This is a genomic window from Paenibacillus sp. FSL H8-0548 (genome assembly GCF_038630985.1).
In the GTDB taxonomy this organism is placed as follows: domain Bacteria; phylum Bacillota; class Bacilli; order Paenibacillales; family Paenibacillaceae; genus Pristimantibacillus.
The window spans coordinates 6,735,001-6,757,855 of the sequence record NZ_CP152049.1 but is presented as its reverse complement, the minus strand read 5'-3'; the positions used below and the strand labels follow the sequence as shown (position 1 = coordinate 6,757,855).

General features: G+C 47.8%; 17 protein-coding genes, 1 tRNA gene and 3 rRNA genes. 20 read left to right on the top strand and 1 reads right to left on the bottom strand.

What is annotated here, in order from left to right:
• Positions 1–239 precede the first annotated feature (239 nt).
• The 12 genes from MHI37_RS28625 to pssA all read left to right on the top strand — a co-directional run bounded on the left by MHI37_RS28625 (position 240) and on the right by pssA (position 15,083).
• Positions 240–1,794 (top strand): 16S ribosomal RNA (locus MHI37_RS28625).
• Between the two features lie 107 nt (positions 1,795–1,901).
• Positions 1,902–1,977: transfer RNA gene (locus MHI37_RS28620), tRNA-Ala, on the top strand.
• A 201-nt stretch (positions 1,978–2,178) separates the two neighbouring features.
• Positions 2,179–5,110 (top strand): 23S ribosomal RNA (locus MHI37_RS28615).
• A gap of 157 nt (positions 5,111–5,267) precedes the next feature.
• A 5S ribosomal RNA gene (gene rrf / locus MHI37_RS28610) occupies positions 5,268–5,384 on the top strand.
• The 16S, 23S and 5S rRNA genes sit together here with 1 tRNA gene alongside, the layout of an rRNA operon.
• Before the next feature lie 1,000 nt (positions 5,385–6,384).
• Positions 6,385–6,846, top strand: a complete 462-nt coding sequence (locus MHI37_RS28605) for a CtsR family transcriptional regulator (RefSeq protein ID WP_076338935.1) — start codon at positions 6,385–6,387, stop codon at positions 6,844–6,846.
• 36 nt (positions 6,847–6,882) lie between these two features.
• Positions 6,883–7,407: a UvrB/UvrC motif-containing protein gene (locus tag MHI37_RS28600; protein WP_076338934.1), complete on the top strand. Its 525-nt coding sequence runs from the start codon at positions 6,883–6,885 to the stop codon at positions 7,405–7,407.
• A 28-nt stretch (positions 7,408–7,435) separates the two neighbouring features.
• Complete coding sequence (locus MHI37_RS28595) at positions 7,436–8,515, top strand: protein arginine kinase (protein WP_076338933.1); 1,080 nt, start codon at positions 7,436–7,438, stop codon at positions 8,513–8,515.
• 2 nt (positions 8,516–8,517) lie between these two features.
• A complete protein-coding gene (gene clpC / locus MHI37_RS28590) occupies positions 8,518–10,977 on the top strand; it encodes an ATP-dependent protease ATP-binding subunit ClpC (RefSeq protein ID WP_076338932.1) in 2,460 nt (819 codons plus the stop codon).
• A 132-nt stretch (positions 10,978–11,109) separates the two neighbouring features.
• Positions 11,110–11,463: an antibiotic biosynthesis monooxygenase gene (locus MHI37_RS28585; RefSeq protein ID WP_076338931.1), complete on the top strand. Its 354-nt coding sequence runs from the start codon at positions 11,110–11,112 to the stop codon at positions 11,461–11,463.
• Positions 11,464–11,795: 332 nt separating this feature from the next.
• Complete coding sequence (radA, locus tag MHI37_RS28580) at positions 11,796–13,163, top strand: DNA repair protein RadA (protein ID WP_076338930.1); 1,368 nt, start codon at positions 11,796–11,798, stop codon at positions 13,161–13,163.
• A gap of 10 nt (positions 13,164–13,173) precedes the next feature.
• Complete coding sequence (disA, locus tag MHI37_RS28575) at positions 13,174–14,250, top strand: DNA integrity scanning diadenylate cyclase DisA (RefSeq protein ID WP_076338929.1); 1,077 nt, start codon at positions 13,174–13,176, stop codon at positions 14,248–14,250.
• 86 nt (positions 14,251–14,336) lie between these two features.
• Positions 14,337–15,083 (top strand): CDP-diacylglycerol--serine O-phosphatidyltransferase, encoded by a 747-nt coding sequence (pssA, locus tag MHI37_RS28570; protein ID WP_076338928.1) that lies wholly within the window; start codon positions 14,337–14,339, stop codon positions 15,081–15,083.
• Between the two features lie 153 nt (positions 15,084–15,236).
• On the opposite strand, the gene MHI37_RS28565 is transcribed toward pssA, so the two are convergent.
• Positions 15,237–15,632, bottom strand: coding sequence for a DUF1573 domain-containing protein (locus MHI37_RS28565; protein ID WP_076338927.1), 396 nt, complete (start codon positions 15,630–15,632; stop codon positions 15,237–15,239).
• Between the two features lie 176 nt (positions 15,633–15,808).
• On the opposite strand from MHI37_RS28565, the gene MHI37_RS28560 reads away from it, so the two are divergent.
• The 8 genes from MHI37_RS28560 to MHI37_RS28525 all read left to right on the top strand — a co-directional run bounded on the left by MHI37_RS28560 (position 15,809) and on the right by MHI37_RS28525 (position 22,829).
• Complete coding sequence (locus tag MHI37_RS28560; protein ID WP_076338926.1) at positions 15,809–16,906, top strand: PIN/TRAM domain-containing protein; 1,098 nt, start codon at positions 15,809–15,811, stop codon at positions 16,904–16,906.
• Positions 16,907–17,055: 149 nt separating this feature from the next.
• A complete protein-coding gene (gene ispD / locus MHI37_RS28555; protein ID WP_076338925.1) occupies positions 17,056–17,775 on the top strand; it encodes a 2-C-methyl-D-erythritol 4-phosphate cytidylyltransferase in 720 nt (239 codons plus the stop codon).
• The gene (ispF, locus tag MHI37_RS28550; protein ID WP_076338924.1) at positions 17,772–18,254 is read left to right on the top strand and encodes a 2-C-methyl-D-erythritol 2,4-cyclodiphosphate synthase; all 483 of its coding nucleotides are present in this window, start codon (positions 17,772–17,774) and stop codon (positions 18,252–18,254) included. Before ispD ends, ispF begins: the two co-directional genes overlap by 4 nt.
• Positions 18,255–18,316: 62 nt before the next feature.
• Positions 18,317–19,789 (top strand): glutamate--tRNA ligase, encoded by a 1,473-nt coding sequence (gene gltX, locus MHI37_RS28545; RefSeq protein WP_076338923.1) that lies wholly within the window; start codon positions 18,317–18,319, stop codon positions 19,787–19,789.
• A 100-nt stretch (positions 19,790–19,889) separates the two neighbouring features.
• A complete protein-coding gene (locus MHI37_RS28540; RefSeq protein ID WP_144023768.1) occupies positions 19,890–20,105 on the top strand; it encodes a hypothetical protein in 216 nt (71 codons plus the stop codon).
• 197 nt (positions 20,106–20,302) lie between these two features.
• Entirely contained in the window at positions 20,303–20,965 is a 663-nt protein-coding gene (gene cysE / locus MHI37_RS28535) for a serine O-acetyltransferase (RefSeq protein WP_076338922.1), read from the top strand.
• On the top strand, positions 20,962–22,404 hold the full coding sequence (gene cysS / locus MHI37_RS28530) for a cysteine--tRNA ligase (RefSeq protein ID WP_076338921.1): 1,443 nt from the start codon (positions 20,962–20,964) through the stop codon (positions 22,402–22,404). The genes cysE and cysS overlap by 4 nt, the downstream gene beginning before the upstream one ends.
• Complete coding sequence (locus MHI37_RS28525; RefSeq protein WP_076338920.1) at positions 22,401–22,829, top strand: ribonuclease III domain-containing protein; 429 nt, start codon at positions 22,401–22,403, stop codon at positions 22,827–22,829. Before cysS ends, MHI37_RS28525 begins: the two co-directional genes overlap by 4 nt.
• The last annotated feature ends 26 nt before the right edge of the window (positions 22,830–22,855 follow it).

The following is a 22,855-nucleotide window of genomic DNA, read 5'->3' as shown; positions in this document are numbered from 1 at the left end:
GTATTATGGTTTTGAAAGTGATATATTATTTCTTGTCGCTTCTGAGGCATACCAAAACAAGCATAAGCAACACAAACAAATGTGAAACGAATGCTTGACAGTGTCGAATGAAGATGATAATATAGTTTCTTGTCACCGACAAAATGTGACAAACAAGTTCTTTGAAAACTGAACAAATGGATCACGTCGATCCGATAATGTTTTAAATAGCTAGTTTAGTATTGAGCAAGTCAAACACCAAAATGGAGAGTTTGATCCTGGCTCAGGACGAACGCTGGCGGCGTGCCTAATACATGCAAGTCGAGCGGAGTTGATGAGATGCTTGCATCTTTGATACTTAGCGGCGGACGGGTGAGTAACACGTGGGTAACCTGCCTTTAAGACTGGGATAACATTCGGAAACGAATGCTAATACCGGATACGCGGCTTGATCGCATGATCGAGCCGGGAAAGATGGAGCAATCTATCACTTAAAGATGGACCCGCGGCGCATTAGCTAGTTGGTGAGGTAACGGCTCACCAAGGCGACGATGCGTAGCCGACCTGAGAGGGTGATCGGCCACACTGGGACTGAGACACGGCCCAGACTCCTACGGGAGGCAGCAGTAGGGAATCTTCCGCAATGGACGAAAGTCTGACGGAGCAACGCCGCGTGAGTGATGAAGGTTTTCGGATCGTAAAGCTCTGTTGCCAGGGAAGAACGCTTGGGATAGTAACTGCTCCCAAGGTGACGGTACCTGAGAAGAAAGCCCCGGCTAACTACGTGCCAGCAGCCGCGGTAATACGTAGGGGGCAAGCGTTGTCCGGAATTATTGGGCGTAAAGCGCGCGCAGGCGGCCTTGTAAGTCTGTTGTTTAAACTTGGGGCTCAACCCCAAGTCGCAATGGAAACTGCAAAGCTTGAGTACAGAAGAGGAAAGTGGAATTCCACGTGTAGCGGTGAAATGCGTAGAGATGTGGAGGAACACCAGTGGCGAAGGCGACTTTCTGGGCTGTAACTGACGCTGAGGCGCGAAAGCGTGGGGAGCAAACAGGATTAGATACCCTGGTAGTCCACGCCGTAAACGATGAATGCTAGGTGTTAGGGGTTTCAATACCCTTGGTGCCGAAGTTAACACATTAAGCATTCCGCCTGGGGAGTACGGTCGCAAGACTGAAACTCAAAGGAATTGACGGGGACCCGCACAAGCAGTGGAGTATGTGGTTTAATTCGAAGCAACGCGAAGAACCTTACCAGGTCTTGACATCCCTCTGACCGCTCTAGAGATAGGGCTTTCCTTCGGGACAGAGGAGACAGGTGGTGCATGGTTGTCGTCAGCTCGTGTCGTGAGATGTTGGGTTAAGTCCCGCAACGAGCGCAACCCTTGATCTTAGTTGCCAGCACTTTGGGTGGGCACTCTAGGATGACTGCCGGTGACAAACCGGAGGAAGGTGGGGATGACGTCAAATCATCATGCCCCTTATGACCTGGGCTACACACGTACTACAATGGCCGATACAACGGGAAGCGAAACCGCGAGGTGGAGCCAATCCTATCAAAGTCGGTCTCAGTTCGGATTGCAGGCTGCAACTCGCCTGCATGAAGTCGGAATTGCTAGTAATCGCGGATCAGCATGCCGCGGTGAATACGTTCCCGGGTCTTGTACACACCGCCCGTCACACCACGAGAGTTTACAACACCCGAAGCCGGTGGGGTAACCCGCAAGGGAGCTAGCCGTCGAAGGTGGGGTAGATGATTGGGGTGAAGTCGTAACAAGGTAGCCGTATCGGAAGGTGCGGCTGGATCACCTCCTTTCTAAGGAAATACCCGGACCCGTTGAGGTTCGGATACAAATTATCGGTATATGACGCTTTGAGCGTAAGACGTGAAAACCATTTGTTCAGCTTTGATGGAATTTGTATGGGGCCATAGCTCAGCTGGGAGAGCGCCTGCCTTGCAAGCAGGAGGTCAGCGGTTCGATCCCGCTTGGCTCCACCAACAACTTTTATCAATTGCACCTTGAAAACTGGATAACGAAAGAAAAGAATTGCTGAAACATCCTTTAAGCTGTTTTTATTGTAAGCGAAAGGTGTTCGAGATTGTTCCGACTTCTTTTTGTTTTGTTTCAACCATTTGATGTCTTAGGAGATCAGAGAAACAAAAGGAAAACGGCGGGCAAGCCGAATCACCTGAGCATATGGTTAAGCTAGTAAGAGCGCACGGAGGATGCCTAGGCACCAGGAGCCGAAGAAGGACGTGGCGAACAACGATACCGCCCCGGGGAGCCGTAAGCAGGCATTGATCCGAGGATTTCCGAATGGGGAAACCCAGCTGCCGTAATGGGCAGTTACTCTCAACTGAATACATAGGTTGGGTAGAGGCATACCAGGGGAACTGAAACATCTAAGTACCCTGAGGAAGAGAAAACAATAGTGATTCCGTCAGTAGCGGCGAGCGAACGCGGATTAGCCCAAACCAAGGAGCTTGCTCCTTGGGGTTGTAGGACGTCTCACATGGAGTTACAAAGGTGTTTGGTAGGCGAAGAGGTCTGGAAAGGCCCGCCAGAGCAGGTAAAAGCCCTGTAACCGAAAGCAAGCACTCTCCGAGACGGATCCTGAGTACGGCGGGACACGAGAAACCCCGTCGGAATCCGGCAGGACCATCTGCCAAGGCTAAATACTCCCTGGTGACCGATAGTGAAGCAGTACCGTGAGGGAAAGGTGAAAAGCACCGCGGAAGCGGAGTGAAAAAGAACCTGAAACCGTGCGCTTACAAAAAGTCAGAGCCCGTTAAATGGGTGATGGCGTGCCTTTTGTAGAATGAACCGGCGAGTTACGATCACGTGCAAGGTTAAGTCGGGAAGACGGAGCCGTAGCGAAAGCGAGTCTGAATAGGGCGAATAAGTACGTGGTCGTAGACCCGAAACCGTGTGATCTACCCCTGTCCAGGGTGAAGGTGCGGTAACACGCACTGGAGGCCCGAACCCACGCACGTTGAAAAGTGCGGGGATGAGGTGGGGGTAGCGGAGAAATTCCAATCGAACTCGGAGATAGCTGGTTCTCCCCGAAATAGCTTTAGGGCTAGCCTCGAGGAATGAGCGTCGTGGAGGTAGAGCACTGATTGGGTGCGGGGCCCGCCAAGGGTTACCAAGTCCAGTCAAACTCCGAATGCCATAGACGTGCTACTCGGGAGTCAGACAGTGAGTGCTAAGATCCATTGTCAAGAGGGAAACAGCCCAGATCATCAGCTAAGGTCCCCAAGTGTGTGTTAAGTGGGAAAGGATGTGGAGTTGCAAAGACAACCAGGATGTTGGCTTAGAAGCAGCCATCATTTAAAGAGTGCGTAATAGCTCACTGGTCGAGTGACTCTGCGCCGAAAATGTAACGGGGCTAAACACACCACCGAAGCTATGACATGTACCTTAGGGTACTTGGGTAGGGGAGCGTTGAATACGGATTGAAGTTGGACCGTGAGGACTGGTGGACTGTATTCAAGTGAGAATGCCGGTATGAGTAACGAAAAGACAAGTGAGAATCTTGTCCGCCGAAAGCCTAAGGGTTCCTGAGGAAGGCTCGTCCTCTCAGGGTAAGTCGGGACCTAACGCGAGGCCGAAAGGCGTAGTGGATGGACAACAGGTTGAAATTCCTGTACCACCGAAGATTGTTTGAGCAATGGGGTGACACAGAAGGGCAGTGACGCGGACTGATGGAATAGTCCGTCTAAGCAGTGAGGCTGATCGATAGGCAAATCCGTCGATCATAAGGCTGGGCTGTGATGGGGAGCGAAAATTACAGTAGCGAAGGTCATGTACTCCGGCTGTCAAGAAAAGCCTCTAGTGAGATCTAGGTGCCCGTACCGCAAACCGACACAGGTAGGCGAGCAGAGTATGCTAAGGCGCGCGGAAGAACTCTCGTTAAGGAACTCGGCAAAATGACCTCGTAACTTCGGGAGAAGAGGTGCCTCGGTAGGGTTTATAGCCCGAGGGGGCCGCAGTGAAAAGGCCCAAGCGACTGTTTAGCAAAAACACAGGTCTGTGCGAAGCCGTAAGGCGAAGTATACGGGCTGACGCCTGCCCGGTGCTGGAAGGTTAAGGGGAGCGGTTAGGGGTAACCCGAAGCTGTGAACCGAAGCCCCAGTAAACGGCGGCCGTAACTATAACGGTCCTAAGGTAGCGAAATTCCTTGTCAGGTAAATTCTGACCCGCACGAATGGCGTAACGACTTGGGCGCTGTCTCAACGAGAGATCCGGTGAAATTTTAATACCTGTGAAGATGCAGGTTACCCGCGACAAGACGGAAAGACCCCATGGAGCTTTACTGTAACTTGATATTGAACTTTGGTACGATCTGTACAGGATAGGTGGGAGCCTACGAAGCATGAGCGCCAGCTTGTGTGGAGGCACCGTTGGGATACCACCCTGATCGTATCGGAGTTCTAACCTAGAACCGTGAAACCGGTTCGGGGACCGTGTCAGGTGGACAGTTTGACTGGGGCGGTCGCCTCCTAAAATGTAACGGAGGCGCCCAAAGGTTCCCTCAGAATGGTTGGAAATCATTCGCAGAGTGCAAAGGCATAAGGGAGCTTGACTGCGAGACCTACAAGTCGAGCAGGGACGAAAGTCGGGCTTAGTGATCCGGTGGTACCGAATGGAAGGGCCATCGCTCAACGGATAAAAGCTACCCTGGGGATAACAGGCTTATCTCCCCCAAGAGTCCACATCGACGGGGAGGTTTGGCACCTCGATGTCGGCTCATCGCATCCTGGGGCTGAAGTAGGTCCCAAGGGTTGGGCTGTTCGCCCATTAAAGCGGTACGCGAGCTGGGTTCAGAACGTCGTGAGACAGTTCGGTCCCTATCTGTCGCGGGCGCAGGAAATTTGAGAGGAGCTGTCCTTAGTACGAGAGGACCGGGATGGACGTACCGCTGGTGTACCAGTTGTTCCGCCAGGAGCACCGCTGGGTAGCCAAGTACGGACGGGATAAGCGCTGAAAGCATCTAAGCGCGAAGCCCCCCTCAAGATGAGATTTCCCAGTATGTAAGACCCCTTGAAGACGACGAGGTTGATAGGTTCGGGGTGGAAGCACAGCAATGTGTGTAGCTGACGAATACTAATCGGTCGAGGGCTTATCCTAAACACGTTTACTGTGACCCATACATCCAGTAGACAGCAGCATAAAGGTTCAGCAAACCTAACTTTCGTATCCAGTTTTCAGGGCGCAAACACCTTGAAGGACTTTGGTTGGATCTTTTCTGAGGAAGCTCAGGAAGGTCATTCAACGAAAAATCCAGTTTGGTGGCGATGGCGGAGGGGAACCACGCGTTCCCATACCGAACACGACCGTTAAGCCCTCCAGCGCCAATGGTACTTAGACCGCAGGGTCTTGGGAGAGTAGGACGTCGCCAAGCACGAGAGACCTATCGCATGTGATGCGATAGGTTTTTTGTTTTCTATAATTCCAAATATTAATAATGAATGTGTATATAAGTTGAACCAGAATATTACTTTTTGGGTGCTGTACGAGTAGATCGTTCTAACGGGTCGCTGCTGCAGCCAGATTCTTTGATCTCCTTAGACATTCAAAGGTAAGAATTGGGCTGCAAAGGAGAATACTTCGTTTCTCCAGAACGATTTTCTCGATGTATAGGAAACTATGGATTCTCCAAACCTGTTGATAACGATGCTGCATGAGCAGCCAGTGAGGGGATATCGAAAGCTAACGGAAACCAGAGACGCTAAAGTGCCATTTTTGGTTAGCGTCACATTTTAACGGAAGTGGGAGACGCTATTACGCAGAAATGAAGCGATATCGTGTATATTTTGTACAAATAGAGGCCCGTGTTTCCGTTACAATCTTGAAACGACATATATAGGCGATTTAGCGTCTCTGGTTTCCGTTAGAAGTCCGAGCTGACGCGTCTGCGATGTGCAATCACCTGTAAGGGTGATTTTGTTCCTTCAACTTGGTTCAACTACTATAGATGGAATTCCTCCATCTATTTCATACTGGAAAGTGAACAACGTAATTTTAGCGGGACAAATTCCATCTAATATTCATTGCATTTATAAATGTGAGGTTCAACTTATATAATTCGAATGTAAGTTTATTTTCAATATGGTTTCGACGCTCGTTCGTAATGCCTGTAAGGCAACGGATAGAGCGTTTTTCTGCTTTTTTGTGACTCTCTATGTATAAACTGAGAGTATCCGCACCAAGCTAATACAAAAAATGAATTGAAGTGAGCACTTGACCTTTTTTGAAAATTGCATATAATAAAATCAAGGTCAAAGAAAGTCAAAGTCAGTTGTCCGAATATTCGGTGTATGACAAAATTGACTGAGAAGAAATTAATGATTATTATGCTTCATCCTTAGCTTTATTGGTTATTTCTCAGGGAGGTTGGTGGTTTGCGAAACATTTCCGATCTCATCGAACAGTATTTAAAGATGATGCTCCAAGATAGCACAGAGGGCGCAGTCGAAATTCAACGCAATGACTTAGCTGACAAATTTTCTTGTGTACCGTCGCAAATTAATTATGTAATTAGTACTCGCTTTACAATGGAGAAAGGATACATGGTTGAAAGTAAGCGCGGCGGCGGAGGCTATATCCGAATACAACGGATTGAACTTCCGGCTCTGAAGGCGATTCAATTCCATATCGAGGAAACGGTTGGGGAATGTGTCGATCAAAGTGCGGCGGAAGGACTTATTTATCAGTTGGAGGAAGCAAATCTTATTTCGAAGCGTGAAGGAAATTTACTTCGAGCAGCGGTTCATCGTGATACAATCGCGCTCAAGCTTCCGCTGCGGGATGAAATGAGGGCTAGGCTTCTAAGAGCTATGCTGATCTCTTTACTGGTCAAATAAAGCGATGCCGTGATACCGAGAGGAGGGATCCTGCTTTTGTATTGCCAGGAATGTGGTAAGAAACCAGCAACGCTGCACTTCACAAAAATTATTAACGGTGATAAAACTGAATTTCATATATGTGAATCCTGCGCTCGTGAGAAGGGCGAAGGCATACCAGGCGCGCCAAACAGCTTCTCGATCCATAGCTTATTATCAGGGCTTCTAGATTTTGAGCATTTAGGGAACTCAGGAGCTGTGGGCGGTAAAAAACAACCAGTGCTGCAATGTGAGGAATGCGGGTTAACCTATACGCAGTTCAGCAAGATTGGACGCTTTGGCTGCAGCACCTGCTATCAGGCTTTTGCGGAAAAGCTTGATCCACTTCTCAAACGTGTCCATAGCAGCACCGTACACAGTGGTAAAATACCTAAACGCTCAGGCGGACAAATTCAGTGCAAGCGTGAGATCGAACAGCTGAGGCGGGATTTGCAAGCCAAAATAGAGCATGAAGAGTTTGAGAGCGCAGCTCAGCTGCGTGATCGAATACGTGAGCTGGAGCGCCAAATTGCAGACCTCTAGGCTGGCATAGAAGGAGTGAGTAAACCTCTTGACTAAGCATCGATTCTCACAGCACGCGCTTAGCGAATGGATGAAGGATCTCGGTCCAGAATCTGAAATCGTCATTAGCAGCAGAGTACGCGTTGCTCGTAATTTACGTCATCAGCCTTTTCCATTGCTTGCGACGAATCAGCAATCCAAGGATGTGATGGATCAGCTGACTGAGGTTAGCCAAAGCGGCAAGCTGCAGTCGATTGGTTCATTTGAAACCATTATATTGTCGGATTTGAGCGAGCTTGATAAAAGGGTACTAGTAGAAAAACATTTAATCAGTCCCAGCTTAGCGAATGAATCCGAGTGCGGGGCTGTTATTTTAAGCAATAATGAATCTGTAAGCATAATGATTAACGAAGAAGATCATTTGCGCATTCAATGTCTATATCCCGGTTTTCAAATCCAGGAGGCATGGACGTTGGCCAGCGGAATCGACGATATTTTTGAGGAAGCAGCAGATTATGCTTTTGATGAGAAGCGTGGTTATTTAACCACATGTCCGACTAATGTTGGAACAGGTATTCGAGCTTCTGTCATGATGCATTTGCCGGCACTCGTACTCACTTCACAAATTAATCGTATTTTATCGGCAGTAACACAGGTTGGCTTAGCGGTAAGAGGGCTGTACGGAGAAGGCAGTGAGGCGCTTGGAAATTTATTTCAAGTGTCTAACCAAATTACATTAGGCCAGTCTGAAAACGAAATTATTGACAATCTTTATAGTGTTGCCAGGCAAATCATCGAACATGAGAAAGCGGCTCGCAAGCGGCTCATGCAAGAGTCGCCACTGAGGACGGAGGATCGTGTGAAACGATCTTATGGTATTTTATCCTATGCTTCAATTATGGATTCCAAGGAATCGGCACAGCGATTGTCGGATGTGCGGCTTGGTGCGGATCTCGGTATTTTAACGAATGTAACACCACAAATGTTGAATGAGCTTTTGGTCATGACTCAGCCCGGATTTTTGCAGCAAACCTTCAATGAGAAGATGAGCCCGGAGCAGAGAGATCTAAGAAGAGCAGAACTCATACGCAAACAATTGCGTGGTGAAAAAGGCCATGGGGGTGCATGAATATGATGTTTGGAAGATTTACGGAGCGAGCACAGAAGGTGCTGGCATTGGCGCAAGAGGAAGCAGTACGCCTTGGACATAATAACATTGGTACGGAGCATATTTTACTTGGTCTTATTCGTGAAGGTGAAGGAATAGCGGCTAAGGCTCTTATTGGGCTCGGTCTTGGACTTGAGAAGATTCAAGATGAGGTTGAAGCGCTAATCGGACGCGGGCAAGAGCAGCCTAACAACATCGCTTATACGCCGCGCGCGAAAAAAGTAATTGAGCTTTCCATGGATGAAGCGAGAAAGCTAGGACACACCTACGTGGGGACAGAGCATATTTTGCTTGGTCTTATTCGCGAAGGAGAAGGTGTGGCGGCACGAGTGCTGAACAACCTCGGCATTAGCCTAAATAAGGCGCGTCAACAGGTGCTGCAGCTGCTTGGAAGCAGTGAAGCGGTATCGAGCAACCATGGCTCGCCAGCCAATGTGAGCACGCCTACGCTGGATGGTCTCGCGAGAGATCTGACCGCTTATGCGAAGGAAGGAAACCTGGATCCTGTTATTGGACGGAGCAAAGAAATTGAGCGTGTGATTCAAGTGCTTAGCCGTCGCACAAAAAACAATCCAGTGCTAATCGGTGAGCCTGGTGTTGGTAAAACAGCTATTGCGGAAGGACTCGCACAAAAAATTATCGAGAACGAAATTCCAGAAACATTACGCGATAAACGTGTAATGACGCTGGATATGGGCTCTGTAGTTGCAGGTACCAAATACCGCGGTGAGTTCGAAGACCGCTTGAAAAAAATTATGGATGAGATTCGTCAAGCAGGCAATATTATTCTATTTATTGATGAGCTTCATACGTTGATCGGCGCAGGCGGAGCAGAAGGCGCTATCGACGCTTCTAATATTTTGAAACCGGCGCTGGCAAGAGGCGAGCTGCAATGTATCGGTGCAACTACACTCGATGAATACCGCAAATATATTGAGAAGGATGCAGCGCTAGAGCGTCGTTTCCAACCGATTACTGTGGATCAGCCGTCTCCCGAAGAAGCGATTCAAATTTTATACGGTCTTCGTGACCGCTACGAGGCTCACCACCGCGTGAAAATTACAGACGAAGCAATCGTGCAAGCGGTGAAGCTGTCTGATCGTTATATTCCAGATCGGTTTTTGCCGGATAAAGCGATCGATCTTATCGATGAAGCTGGCTCCAAAGTAAGGCTGCATTCTTACACGGTACCGCCGAATTTGAAGCAGCTTGAGAATCGCTTGGAGGATATTCGCAAGGAGAAGGATGCTGCGGTACAGAGCCAAGAATTTGAGAAGGCAGCAGCACTGCGCGATACGGAGCAAAAAATTCGTGAAGAGCTTGATATTACGAAAAACCAGTGGAAAGAAAAGCAAGGCCGCACAGACTCCGAAGTAACGCCTGAGGATATTGCACAGGTTGTCGCAAGCTGGACGGGTATTCCGGTGAGCAAGCTGGCAGAGGGCGAAACGGAGCGGCTTCTGAAAATGGAAGAAATTCTCCATGATCGCATCATTGGTCAAGATGAGGCGGTTAGATCCGTATCTAGAGCGATTCGCCGTGCTCGTGCAGGGCTGAAGGATCCGAAGCGTCCAATCGGCTCCTTCATCTTCTTAGGGCCAACTGGTGTCGGTAAAACAGAGCTGGCAAGAGCGCTCGCGGAAGCCATGTTCGGCGATGAGAATGCCGTTATCCGCATCGATATGTCCGAGTACATGGAGAAGCATTCGACATCAAGACTAGTCGGAGCGCCTCCAGGCTATGTGGGCTACGAGGAAGGCGGACAACTGACGGAGAAGGTTCGCCGCAAGCCGTATTCGGTCGTTCTTCTAGATGAGATCGAGAAGGCTCATCCTGAGGTGTTCAACATCCTGCTGCAAGTGCTGGAGGATGGACGTTTGACGGATTCGAAAGGCCGCGTTGTTGATTTCCGGAACACCTTGATCATTATGACGTCTAACATAGGCGCGGATCAAATTAAGCGCAATTCATCGCTTGGTTTTACAGCCGTTCAGGATGCGGGACGCGACTTCCAGCAAATGAAGGATAAAGTTCTAGCCGAGCTTAAGAAAAGCTTCCGTCCGGAGTTCTTGAACCGTATTGATGAGAGCATTGTATTCCACTCGCTTGGCGAGGAGCATATTGCTCAGATCGTTACGCTCATGTCGGAGGAGCTGCGCAAGCGGCTTCGTGAGCAGGAGGTTGATTTTGTACTGACGGATGCTGCAAAAGCTTTTCTTGCCAAAGAAGGCTACGATCCGCAATACGGAGCACGTCCGCTTCGCCGAGCTATTCAGAAGCATATTGAGGATCGCCTGTCTGAAGATTTGCTAATGGGCAAAATCCAAAAAGGCGATACGTTCACCATTGATGAGAAAGACGGCGGCTTAACGGTTACGAAATCCATTCCGGAGCAAGAGCCTGAAGAGACCACAGCAAAATAAAATAGAATGACTAACAGTCCCGCAGCTTGAAATATAGCTGGCGGGGCTGTTTAAATTTATATGAATAATTGACAATGAGAATCATTATCGTATAATGAAATTAAGGATTAAAAGTGAATAGGAGGAACAACAATGATCGTTGTTACCAATACGATAAAAGTAAAATCAGGTCATGGCGAGTCGGTCGCCAAACGTTTTCAAAACTCAAAAGGAATTGATTCGTCTGCTGGATTTGTACGTATGGAGGTATTGCTGACGGAGGGCTTAGAGGAACACGACGAGCTTAAAGTCAGTACGACCTGGGAAAATAAAGCGTCCTTCGAGGGCTGGGTAAACAGCGAATCATTCCGTCAAGCCCATGCGCATAAGGGAAGCCAGCAGCATGGTGAAGATGGCAAACCAGCGGAAAGCGTCATGCTGGGCTCGCAGCTGACGATTCATCGCGTACTGGTTGCGAGACAAGCTGGAGCTGTAATTGGGATTTGATTAGACTAATCATCCTTATAAACGGGCATCTTAAATTGCTTCCTTATCCACTGTGGATAACGGGAGCTTTTTTATGTCTATTTTATGTTGAAGACCTGTGGATAATGTTGATTAAATGTTAATAAGTCTGTGGATATAATTTTTATTTCTAATAAGGGACTAGATTAATTGTGGAAAACGAATAATAGGAGCGCTGATCCAGTTATTTATCAACAATGTGGGTTTATACCTAACTGATTAAATGTTAAACTTTACTTAGTGTCATTGATAAGAAGATCGTGAGGGACGGCTTTAGAAGGCAACGCAGCCCCATAACGTTTAAGGAGTACAGAATGGCCAAAATTAAAACAAAGTTTGTTTGTACTGAATGTGGCACCGAAGCGGCGAAATGGCTAGGAAAATGCCCAGGCTGCCACGCTTGGAACTCGATGGTAGAAGAGAAAGAAACCGTTGTGAAGACGAAGGGCGTCGGAATGTCATCGTTTCATGCGAAAGAAAAGCCGCAGTCCATCATACATATAGAAAGTGGGCAAGAGCCTCGTATTGAAACAAAGATGCTTGAGCTTAACCGTGTGCTTGGCGGGGGCGTTGTTCCAGGCTCTCTTATTCTTGTGGGAGGGGACCCCGGTATCGGAAAATCAACGCTGCTGCTGCAAACCTCTCATGCTCTTGCAGTGAAGGGACTTAAGGTTCTCTATATTTCTGGGGAGGAATCAGTGCGCCAAACGAGACTTAGAGCTGATCGACTAGGCGCGCTGACGGAATCGCTGTATGTATTATGCGAGACCAATATGGAGCAAATTAATGATGCGATTGAGTCGGTTCAGCCTGATTTCCTCGTCATTGATTCGATTCAAACGGTTTATGATCCGAATGTGCAATCGGCCCCTGGAAGTGTGTCACAAGTGCGCGAATGCGCAGCGCATTTTATGAGGGTAGCCAAAATTAAAGGAATTGCAACGGTGCTTGTAGGTCATGTTACGAAGGAAGGCGCTATTGCAGGGCCGCGGCTGCTGGAGCATATGGTCGATTGTGTCCTTTATTTTGAAGGGGAGCGTCATCATACGTATCGCATTTTGCGGGCTGTAAAAAATCGCTTCGGCTCGACAAACGAGATTGGCATTTTCGAAATGGGTGAGGAAGGACTAAGAGAGGTTTCCAACCCATCGGAATTGTTTTTGTCGGAGCGTCCGCTAGGTGTATCAGGATCAACGGTAGTAGCGAGCATGGAAGGAACAAGACCTGTGCTGGTAGAGCTGCAGGCGCTTGTGGCAACAACTAATTTTCCTTCTCCGCGAAGAATGTCCACAGGCATTGACCATAATCGCATGGCACTTATTATTGCGGTGCTCGAGAAGCGAAACGGGATGTTTCTACAAACGCAGGATGCCTATTTGAACGTTGCGGGCGGAGTAAAGCTGGATGAGCCGGCAGTCGATCTTGCAGCTGCAGTCAGCATAGCCTCGAGCTTTCGGGATGCTCCGACAAAGCCTTATGATGTCATTTTTGGCGAGATCGGGCTAACAGGTGAGGTGCGTGGCGTATCGCGTGCAGAGCAGCGGGTCAAGGAAGCAGAGAAGCTTGGCTTTAAACGTGTTATTATGCCTGAGAAAAGCTTAAAGGGCTGGAAGCCGCCCACAGGCATCGAAATTATTGGCGTAAGCACAGTGTCAGAAGCACTTAAGGCAGCGCTTGGATAGGGGGCAGATGATGAAGGAACCAACTCAGCTTGAAGTTATGAATCAATTGTTGCAACTAGTCGCACCAGGCACCCCTTTTCGTGATGGGCTTGAGAATGTGCTTCGGGCGAAAACAGGGGCGTTGCTAGTTGTAGGGTACAGTCCGGAGGTTATGGAGGTCGTTGATGGAGGCTTCTCCATTAACTGCGATTTTTCGCCAAACTACTTATATGAGCTTGCCAAAATGGATGGCGCGATTATTTTAAGCGAGGATATGCGCCGCATTTTATATGCGAATACGCAGCTTATACCGAACAGCTCAATTCCGTCAATCGAAACGGGAATACGTCACCGAACGGCTGAACGTGTAGCGAAACAAACGGGGAAACTCGTTGTGTCGATTTCTCAGCGGCGTAACATTATTACTTTGTATCAAGGGAATCTTCGTTATTCACTGAAGGATATGGGCGTTATTTTGACTAAGGCGAACCAAGCCATTCAGACACTCGAGAAATATAAAGCGGTGCTTAGCCAATCCTTTACTAATTTATCTGCGCTGGAGTTTGAGGAGCTTGTCACCTTGCAGGAGGTTGCACATGTTATTCAACGTGTGGAGATGGTACTGCGAATTAAGCTGGAAATCAAACGATACGTCAATGAGCTGGGAACGGAAGGCCGTCTCATCAGCATGCAAATGGATGAGCTTGTCGGCGGAGTAGAAGAGGATGCGTGGTACCTGCTTAGGGATTACGCCAAAGAAAACTCGGATGAGAAGATTAGGGAAATACGTGCTGGCCTAAAGAAGCTAAGCTCAGATGAGCTGCTGGATGCTCCTCCAATTATAAGGTTGATTGGCTATACACATACGAACAACATAAACGACGAGTCGGTCTCTCCGCGAGGCTATCGCCTCCTGAACAAGATCCCTAGATTGCCGCTCATTATTATGAACAATCTGATTGAACGCTTTGGACGGCTGCCTCATATTTTGATGGCAACGATTGAAGAATTAGACGAGGTAGAGGGCATCGGCGAGGTGCGGGCACGTGCGATCAAGGACGGTTTGAAGCGCATACAAGAGCAGATGTTCATTGACAGGCAAATTTAAATCCCATACAATGGATTGAATGTGATTCTGCAGCCTAAGGTACATTCGCTAAGGTTTTGGGGCATAGTAGAGAAGAGGTGGAAAAGATGATCGTAAAATCGATACCGAGCCTTCTCACGGTGGGGAACCTTTTTCTAGGGGTAATCGCCATCATTCTTGTATTTAATGAAAAACCAGATACGGCAGCCATGATGGTATTGATCGCGATGCTGCTCGACGGTGTAGACGGACGCGTTGCTCGGGCGCTAAACGTTCAAAGTGAATTTGGTAAAGAGCTTGATTCTTTATCCGATGTGATTTCATTTGGTGTAGCTCCTGCATTTATTATGTATGTAGTTGCGTTTCAAGATTTGAATCCAGCGCTTGCATGGATTATAACGGCATTGTTTCCGATTTGCGGCGCGCTCCGGCTTGCTCGCTTCAATGTCATTTCAAGTGCGCCTGGTTACTTTATCGGACTTCCGATTCCAGCGGCAGGCGGTGTGCTTGCTACATTAGCTTTATTCAAGAATGACATTTACGTTTCTGTGCTGCTTACGAGCACGCTCGTGCTTGCTTTGCTAATGGTCAGCACCATTAAATATCCGAATTTCAAGAAGGTAGGCATTCCAAAGAGCGCAGTATGGGTAGTGCCGATTATTATTGTGGTATCTGTTATTTTAGGCTTAGTGTTTAAAAATGACCTATCTAAAATATTATTCGTACCGCTGCTGCTTTACGCGCTGTACGGCCTAAAAAAAAACGTTGAACGACGTTTGCCCAAGAAAAATCGCAAACGAAAAAAAAAGGATGAAGCTGCTGACGATTCTGTTAAATCAGAGAAGCCAGCTTAAGCCTTTACGATTACGAAGAGCATAGCGTTTCTAATCACAATGTTTTGTGGTTAGGAGCGCTATTTTTATTTTCATATAAGTTAATAAACTCTATCCATACAAAACAAGAAGCTTTGAGGAGAAAATATCCTCAAGCTTCTTGTTTGTTTCTATTTACGTTAAATTAAACAGCCCTAATGTAGTGCATTTGTCGTATTCATCAGCGATAACCTCATCGAGCTGAATATCGAGCAGATTACATAAAGCAGTCATATAAAATAAGTTGCGGCCTAAATCGGCCTTCAGTACGTCGCGGCAGTTCTCGCAGACGGCTCCGGAGAGATGACTTTGCAGTGTTTCCTTGGCATTTTCAAGATCAGAATCGTTGGAATACTGCTGTTTCTTAGCGTTTAACTCGATACAGCCGCAGTCTGTTACAGCTTTCGTGACCGCCCGGTTAACAGTAGCGCCTGATTGACCGAATTTTGACATAACATCTAGTAAGCTGCGGTGCCGGAGAAGCAATTCGGATACTTGCTGTTGAAATTGATCCAGTGTAGGAGCACTCATTGGTTTCACCTCTTTCACCACCCTCTTAGGATGCGATCTTAATTTACATTATAAGCTTCTTATGCCGTCTTTTCAAAATATGAATTATTAAAAATTATAAATCTTTGTAATTTGTAGCCGCCCCTAGGGTTAACAAGGCAATTATTGGAACATAATTGTAATGGAGGTGAACCATAATGGTTAGACGAATAATTCAAATAATGGGTATGTTGTTTGGTGGTATGGCTGGCGGTGAAGTATACGGATGGATCAACGGAGCGGCCGTATGGTCAGGCTCATCCTTTGGAATGATGCAGCGATCCGGCACTTATTACATGAATGTAGCCATTGGCGCGGTTTTTGGTGTGGTTTTGGCAACGATGCTAGCAGGACAAATCATTCGCTATATGCACAAGGGCGCAGAGCAGGCAGCAGCACTACCGATGCCAAAGCTGATTGCAGGCGCAGGAGGGCTGCTCGCAGGGCTGTTATTGACTGTATTGATTTATCCGGCAGTATCCGCTCTGGAGGGAATGGGGAGGCTTATTCCTGCGGTTATGATGATAGGCTTCGGTTATTTGGGCATGCATATCGGTTTGCACAAACAGGAGGAGCTTGCAGAGGGATTTGCAGCTTTGCTTGAGAGACGCAGAAGCGTATCTCCTGTAGATGAGGCTGGCGGCTATGAGGAACATAAGATACTTGATACAAGCGTAATCATTGATGGTCGTATTGCAGACATCTGCAAGACAGGCTTTATTGAAGGCACTCTTGTTATTCCAGAATTTGTGCTCGAGGAGCTTCAGCATATTGCTGATTCTTCAGATCTGTTGAAGAGGAATAGGGGACGGCGCGGGCTTGATATTTTGAACAAGATTCAGAAAGAGCTCGATGTGAAGGTTCTTATTTACGAGGGAGACTTCGAGGAAATCGGTGAAGTGGACAGCAAGCTTGTAAAGCTGGCTAAGGCGCTTCATGGCAAGGTTGTTACGAATGATTTTAATTTAAATAAAGTTTGCGAGCTGCAAGGCGTATCGGTACTTAATATTAATGATTTGGCTAATGCAGTGAAGCCTGTAGTCCTGCCGGGAGAAGAAATCATTGTTCAAGTGATAAAAGACGGCAAAGAGCATGGACAAGGCGTCGCTTATTTGGATGACGGCACGATGATCGTAGTGGAAGGCGGACGTGAATATATCGGCAACACGATGGAAGTGCTCGTGACGAGCGTGCTGCAAACGTCAGCAGGCCGAATGATATTCGCTAAGCCTAAGCTGTTGGAAAAAGCGCTGTAACAAGGTATGATAGTACTATTGTTTAAGCGCAAACGGCTAACGCCGCCGGATGGCGGAAAAAGCTCGTTTCGCAGTGAAGCATAAATGGGTTTATAGATGCGAGTCTTATAGACGCATATGCTTTAACACAGTGTGAGGCGGGTTGAGTCATGGGAGCAGATTGGGGAGTTATCGTTGTTGCAGCTGGAAGAGGCACAAGGATGGGAACTAAGGAGAGCAAGCAGTATTTGCAGCTAGGGGACAAGCCTATTCTCGTCCATACGCTAGAGCTGTTCGAGTCGATGGATACGGTGAAGGAAATTGTGCTCGTAGTTGGAAGCGAGGACGTAGAGCGCTGCCGGGACTGGGCCTCGCAATATGCAGTAACAAAGGTGAAGAGCATTGTTGCCGGGGGAGCTGAACGCCAGCATTCTGTTTATTGCGGCTTGAAGGAGCTGTCGACGGACTGGGTTATGGTGCATGACGGCGTGCGTCCGCTTGTAACGGCGGCTGCGGTTCGTGCGTGCTGCACGCAGGCTGAGCGAAGCGGTGCTGCTGTGCTCGCTGTCCCGGTTAAAGATACGATAAAGCAAGTGAATGAAGCGGGAATGATCGTTTCAACACCTGACCGCCGAAGCTTGTGGGCGATTCAAACGCCGCAAGCTTTTCGGCGTGTCCAGCTGCTGGACGCGCATGAGCGTGCAATGGCAGAGCAATTTATCGGGACAGATGATGCGATGGTGGTTGAGCGTATGGGCGCTAGTGTAACTGTTGCGGAAGGCGAATACACAAATATAAAAATTACGACGCCTGAAGATTTGCCGTGGGCGGAATTTTTGCTCGCAAAGCGTCGTGCCGATCAGGCAGAGAGGAACGGTGAGCAAGAATGATTCGAGTAGGACAAGGATTTGACGTGCACCAATTGGTAGAAGGGCGTCCCTGTATCATTGGGGGAGTAACCATTCCGTATGAGAAGGGATTGCTCGGGCATTCGGATGCCGACGTGCTGCTGCACACGATAACGGACGCTATTTTAGGCGCACTTGCGCTTGGCGATATCGGCAAGCATTTTCCTGATACCGACGCTGCATTTAAAGATGCCGACAGCTTGAAATTGCTCGAGGAGGTATGGAAGCTTGTGCGTGAGCGCGGCTATAAGCTAGGCAATATTGATTCCACTATTATTGCACAGCGGCCCAAAATGCTTCCTTACATTCCCCAAATGACAGAAATTATTGCAAAGGCGCTCGAGGCAGATGTAACCCAGGTGAATGTGAAGGCTACGACCACGGAGCAGCTGGGATTCGCAGGACGCGGCGAAGGGATTGCTGCACAATCCGTTGTCTGTCTAATTAAGGATGTGCTATGATCGGAAATATTCAGCGTTAGCGAATGTTTTCGAGTGAGCAAAATTTAGAGGAGGTATTTGAAATGACAGCAGAGGTTAGAGTTCGTTATGCCCCATCTCCGACGGGACATTTACATATTGGCAATGCAAGAACGGCCTTATTTAATTATTTATTTGCTAGAAATCAAGGTGGAAAGCTTATCATTCGTATTGAGGATACGGATGTGAAGCGCAATGTAGCAGGCGGGGAAGAAAGTCAGCTACAGTATTTGAAATGGCTCGGTATAGATTGGGACGAGAGTATTGATATTGGGGGCGGCTATGGCCCTTATCGCCAGACGGAGCGTCTTGATATCTACAATGAGTACTGGCAGCAGCTTATCGATCGCGGTTTAGCATATCGCTGCTACTGCTCTGAGGAAGAGCTTGAGAAGGAGCGGGATGAGCAAACAGCGCGCGGTGAAACGCCTCGTTATTCAGGACAGCATCGCCATTTGACGGAGGAGCAAATACAGGCTTTTGAAGCTGAGGGTCGTGTTCCGAGTATTCGTTTCCGTGTGCCTGAGAATCGGACCTATGCGTTTAACGATATCGTAAAAGGCTCAATTAGCTTCGATACTGTAGAAATGGGCGATTTCGTCATTGTGAAGAAGGATGGAATACCGACCTATAACTTTGCGGTAGTGCTGGATGACTATTTGATGAAAATAAGCCATGTTCTTCGCGGTGAGGATCATATTTCCAATACGCCGCGTCAATTGATGATCTATGAAGCTTTTGGCTGGGAGCCTCCGCTATTTGGACATATGACGCTAATTGTAAATGAGCAGCGCAAGAAGCTGAGCAAACGTGATGAGTCGATTATTCAGTTTATTTCACAGTACGATGATCTCGGTTATTTGCCGGAGGCAATGTTCAACTTCATTACCTTGCTCGGCTGGTCGCCGGAGGGTGAGCAGGAGATCTATACTCGGGACGAACTGGTGTCTGTCTTTAACCCGGAACGCTTAAGCAAAAGCCCTGCGGTATTCGATACGCAAAAGCTAAGCTGGATGAACAATGAATATTTGAAGAAAGCGGATCTAGCGCGCGTTGTAGATCTTTGCTTGCCGCACTTGCAGAAAGCAGGCCTTGTAGCTAGCGAGCTTGATGCGGAAGGCCGTGCATGGGCTACTGATCTGGTAGCACTCCATCAGGACAAACTTCGCTATGCATCGGAAATCGTGCCAATGACAGAGCTGTTCTTCCGTGATACGGTAGAGGATGAAGAGGAAGCGCTAGCGGTGCTGGCTGAGGAGCAGGTGCCTACAGTGCTTCAAGCCTTCCTGGCACTGATCGAAGCGGGAGAATCCTCGTTCCAGGTGGATGGCATCAAAGAAATGATTAAGGCTGTTCAGAAGGGAACAGGCTTCAAAGGAAAGCAGCTATTTATGCCGATTCGTGCTGCGCTTACCGGGCAGACTCACGGGCCTGACCTCAATCAATCGATTGCTTTATTAGGAAAAGAGAAGGTTATTGGTCGACTGCGTGGGCGTCTAACTGGATACGGTCTATAGGAGCGATAAACGGTTAATATAGTAGAGTGAACAGAATGTCCTTGTCACATTTTTGGGTATTCGGTATACTATGACTAATAAATGAATGAATTGAACGGCCATGAACAGGAGAAGTACGTTTGCTTGTGGATTCGCAGAGAGGACAACCGTCATTCGAATCGGCGTCGCATGTGATGTGACAAAGGGAAAGCAGAATGGGGCTGCAAGTTGTCTGGTCCGCCGAACGGAAATATGCACCTGGGAGCTTTGTTCTGAGCTGCTGCAGCAGGAGATGTACGATCATAAGGATAAAGCGAGCATGTTTTATCGTTTTTGAGAATGTACATTGGGCTAGGCAGGGTAGGCAACAACGTAACGTCTGCGTTAAAGACCTTAAGATGAACAAGACACAGCACAGGCTGTTTCTTTGTTTGAGCAGAGTGGGACCGCGAGATAACACGCCTCTGCAGCATAATATGCTGCGGGGGCTTTTTTATTTGAATTTTATGAGTGTTTGAAAAAGGAGCATTGCTTATGTTTCGTCATTTCCGATCGGACATATTGGCGGTTTTCGAAAATGATCCGGCTGCCCGCAGCCGCTTTGAGGTTGTTTTCACCTATTCGGGTTTACACGCCATATGGGCACATCGTATCGCCCATCCCTTATATCGCAAAGGCTTTTTTACGATAGCGCGAGTGATCTCGCAGATCAGTCGCTTTATGACAGGGATAGAGATCCACCCTGGGGCTACAATCGGAGATCGTTTGTTTATCGATCACGGTATGGGAGTGGTCATAGGGGAAACCTGCGAAATAGGTGATGATGTCGTCATCTATCAAGGTGTCACCCTAGGCGGAACAGGCAAAGAAAAAGGTAAGCGGCATCCGACTATTGGCAATAATGTCGTTATAGGCTCAGGTGCTAAGGTGCTCGGCTCGTTCGAGGTTGGCGAATTTTCCAATATTGGGTCGAATGCGGTCGTTCTGAGAGAGGTACCTGCCAATTGTACGGTGGTGGGAAATCCCGGACGCGTAGTAAAACGGAATGGACAGCGTGTAGGCGATCGATTAGACCACACACAGCTTCCAGATCCGGTCATAGAAATGTTCCGTACGATGCAGAAGGAAATAGATGGGCTGAAAACCGAACTAAAGGAGCTTCGGAAACCTGTAGCTGGAGGAGACATAAGAAAATGACAGTAACGATTTATAACACGGCATCACGGCTGAAAGAGACCTTTGTGCCGCAAGAGCCTGGGAAAGTCAAAATGTATGTTTGCGGTCCAACCGTTTACGATTATATCCATATTGGTAATGCAAGACCCGTTATTTTCTTTGATGTAGCTCGTCGTTATTTGGAGGATATCGGAAATGAAGTGCAGTACGTTGTGAATTTTACAGACGTTGACGATAAGCTTATTCGTAAAGCGGAGCAGCTGGGTACGACTGTTCCGGAAGTAGCGGAGACGTTTATTGCAGCATTTTATGCAGATATTGAATCTTTAGGCGTTCATAGGGCTACACTTAATCCGCGTGTAACTGAGCATATTCCTCAGATCATTACGTTTATACAAGGGTTGATAGACAAAGGCTATGCCTATATGAGCGAAGGCGATGTATATTATCGCACAGCTGCATTCGCGGATTATGGTAAGCTGTCCCATCAAAATATTGATGAGCTTCAGTTCGGCATCCGGGTTGAAATTGGCGACCGCAAGGAGAACCAGCAGGATTTCGTGCTTTGGAAAGGCGCTAAGCCAGGAGAGATCAAATGGGATAGCCCATTCGGCGCCGGACGTCCAGGCTGGCATATTGAATGCTCAGCAATGGCTCGTGAGTATCTTGGCGATACGCTGGATATTCATGGCGGCGGACATGACCTTCAATTCCCGCATCATGAGTGTGAGTGCGCACAATCAGAGGCGTTGACAGGCAAGCCGCTCTCCAACTACTGGATGCATAACGGTTATATCCACATTAACAATGAAAAAATGTCCAAATCACTCGGCAATGGCATTACAGTCCATGAACTGGTGAAGCGGGTAAAACCACATGCAATTCGTTATTTTATGCTATCCACTCACTATCGCAGTCCGCTCAATTTTAGCGATGATACGGTATCGCAAGCGGAGAATAGCGTGGAGCGGATTGCCAACTGCGCAGCGAATCTTAAGCATAGACTGTCAGCGTTTAAAGAAGAGTCGCTTCAAGCGGCAGCTACAGTTAATGGACTAGTTCCATCTGGAGATGATGCTCTAGATGCCAAGCTTAAGTTAATACATGAACAATTCCATGCCAAAATGAGTGATGATTTCAATACGCCTGACGCCATCACCTCTATATTTGATTTAGTGGGAGAGGCGAATCAATATTTGAATCGAGCGGATGCTTCATCCAAGGCAATCCAAGCGCTGTTAGTGTTGCTGGAACGAATGGATGCTGTGCTTGGACTGCTCCCTCAGCAAGAGGCGGACGCAGAGCTGCTTGACGAGGACATTGAACAGCTGATCATCGAGCGGACAGAAGCCCGTCTTGCCAAGAACTGGGCGAGAGCTGATGAAATACGCATACTGCTGACTGAGAAAAATATTATACTCGAGGATACTCCGCAAGGTATCCGTTGGCGGCGCAAATGAGCGGGGATAATGCAACAAACATGCTGCTATTTCATCCCCCATCCAAAAAACCGCAGCTAATGAATCCAATTATTCTCGCTTATGTAGGAGATGCGGTCTTCGAGCTGCTTATCAGACAATATTTAATTTCGCTCCCGAACCAGAAATCGCATCATATTCATCGGGAAGCAACCAAGTTTGTATCCGCAAAGGGACAGAAAAAAATATTGGATCGCTGGCAGCCGCATCTGACTGAGGAAGAGGCGGATATTGTCCGCCGCGGTCGAAATGCAAAGTCGGGCACACCGCCCAAAAATGCTGATCTTGCTGACTATCGTCTCGCTACAGCTTTGGAGAGCTTAGTTGGTTATCTATATTATGAAGGCCGTATAACTAGGCTGAATGAATTGATCGCGATTGCAATTGGAGATCCAGAGAAACAATAAACAGCAGCAACCGTGAAAAACAATAA

Bases quoted from the DNA above. Each gene is read 5' to 3' on its own strand.
- clpC (WP_076338932.1), top strand. From the start codon at position 8,518: ATGATGTTTGGAAGATTTACGGAGCGAGCACAGAAGGTGCTGGCATTG.
- MHI37_RS28585 (WP_076338931.1), top strand. From the start codon at position 11,110: ATGATCGTTGTTACCAATACGATAAAAGTAAAATCAGGTCATGGCGAG.
- radA (WP_076338930.1), top strand. From the start codon at position 11,796: ATGGCCAAAATTAAAACAAAGTTTGTTTGTACTGAATGTGGCACCGAA.
- disA (WP_076338929.1), top strand. From the start codon at position 13,174: ATGAAGGAACCAACTCAGCTTGAAGTTATGAATCAATTGTTGCAACTA.
- pssA (WP_076338928.1), top strand. From the start codon at position 14,337: ATGATCGTAAAATCGATACCGAGCCTTCTCACGGTGGGGAACCTTTTT.
- MHI37_RS28565 (WP_076338927.1), bottom strand. From the start codon at position 15,632: ATGAGTGCTCCTACACTGGATCAATTTCAACAGCAAGTATCCGAATTG.
- MHI37_RS28560 (WP_076338926.1), top strand. From the start codon at position 15,809: ATGGTTAGACGAATAATTCAAATAATGGGTATGTTGTTTGGTGGTATG.
- ispD (WP_076338925.1), top strand. From the start codon at position 17,056: ATGGGAGCAGATTGGGGAGTTATCGTTGTTGCAGCTGGAAGAGGCACA.
- ispF (WP_076338924.1), top strand. From the start codon at position 17,772: ATGATTCGAGTAGGACAAGGATTTGACGTGCACCAATTGGTAGAAGGG.
- gltX (WP_076338923.1), top strand. From the start codon at position 18,317: ATGACAGCAGAGGTTAGAGTTCGTTATGCCCCATCTCCGACGGGACAT.
- MHI37_RS28540 (WP_144023768.1), top strand. From the start codon at position 19,890: ATGAACAGGAGAAGTACGTTTGCTTGTGGATTCGCAGAGAGGACAACC.
- cysE (WP_076338922.1), top strand. From the start codon at position 20,303: ATGTTTCGTCATTTCCGATCGGACATATTGGCGGTTTTCGAAAATGAT.
- cysS (WP_076338921.1), top strand. From the start codon at position 20,962: ATGACAGTAACGATTTATAACACGGCATCACGGCTGAAAGAGACCTTT.
- MHI37_RS28525 (WP_076338920.1), top strand. From the start codon at position 22,401: ATGAGCGGGGATAATGCAACAAACATGCTGCTATTTCATCCCCCATCC.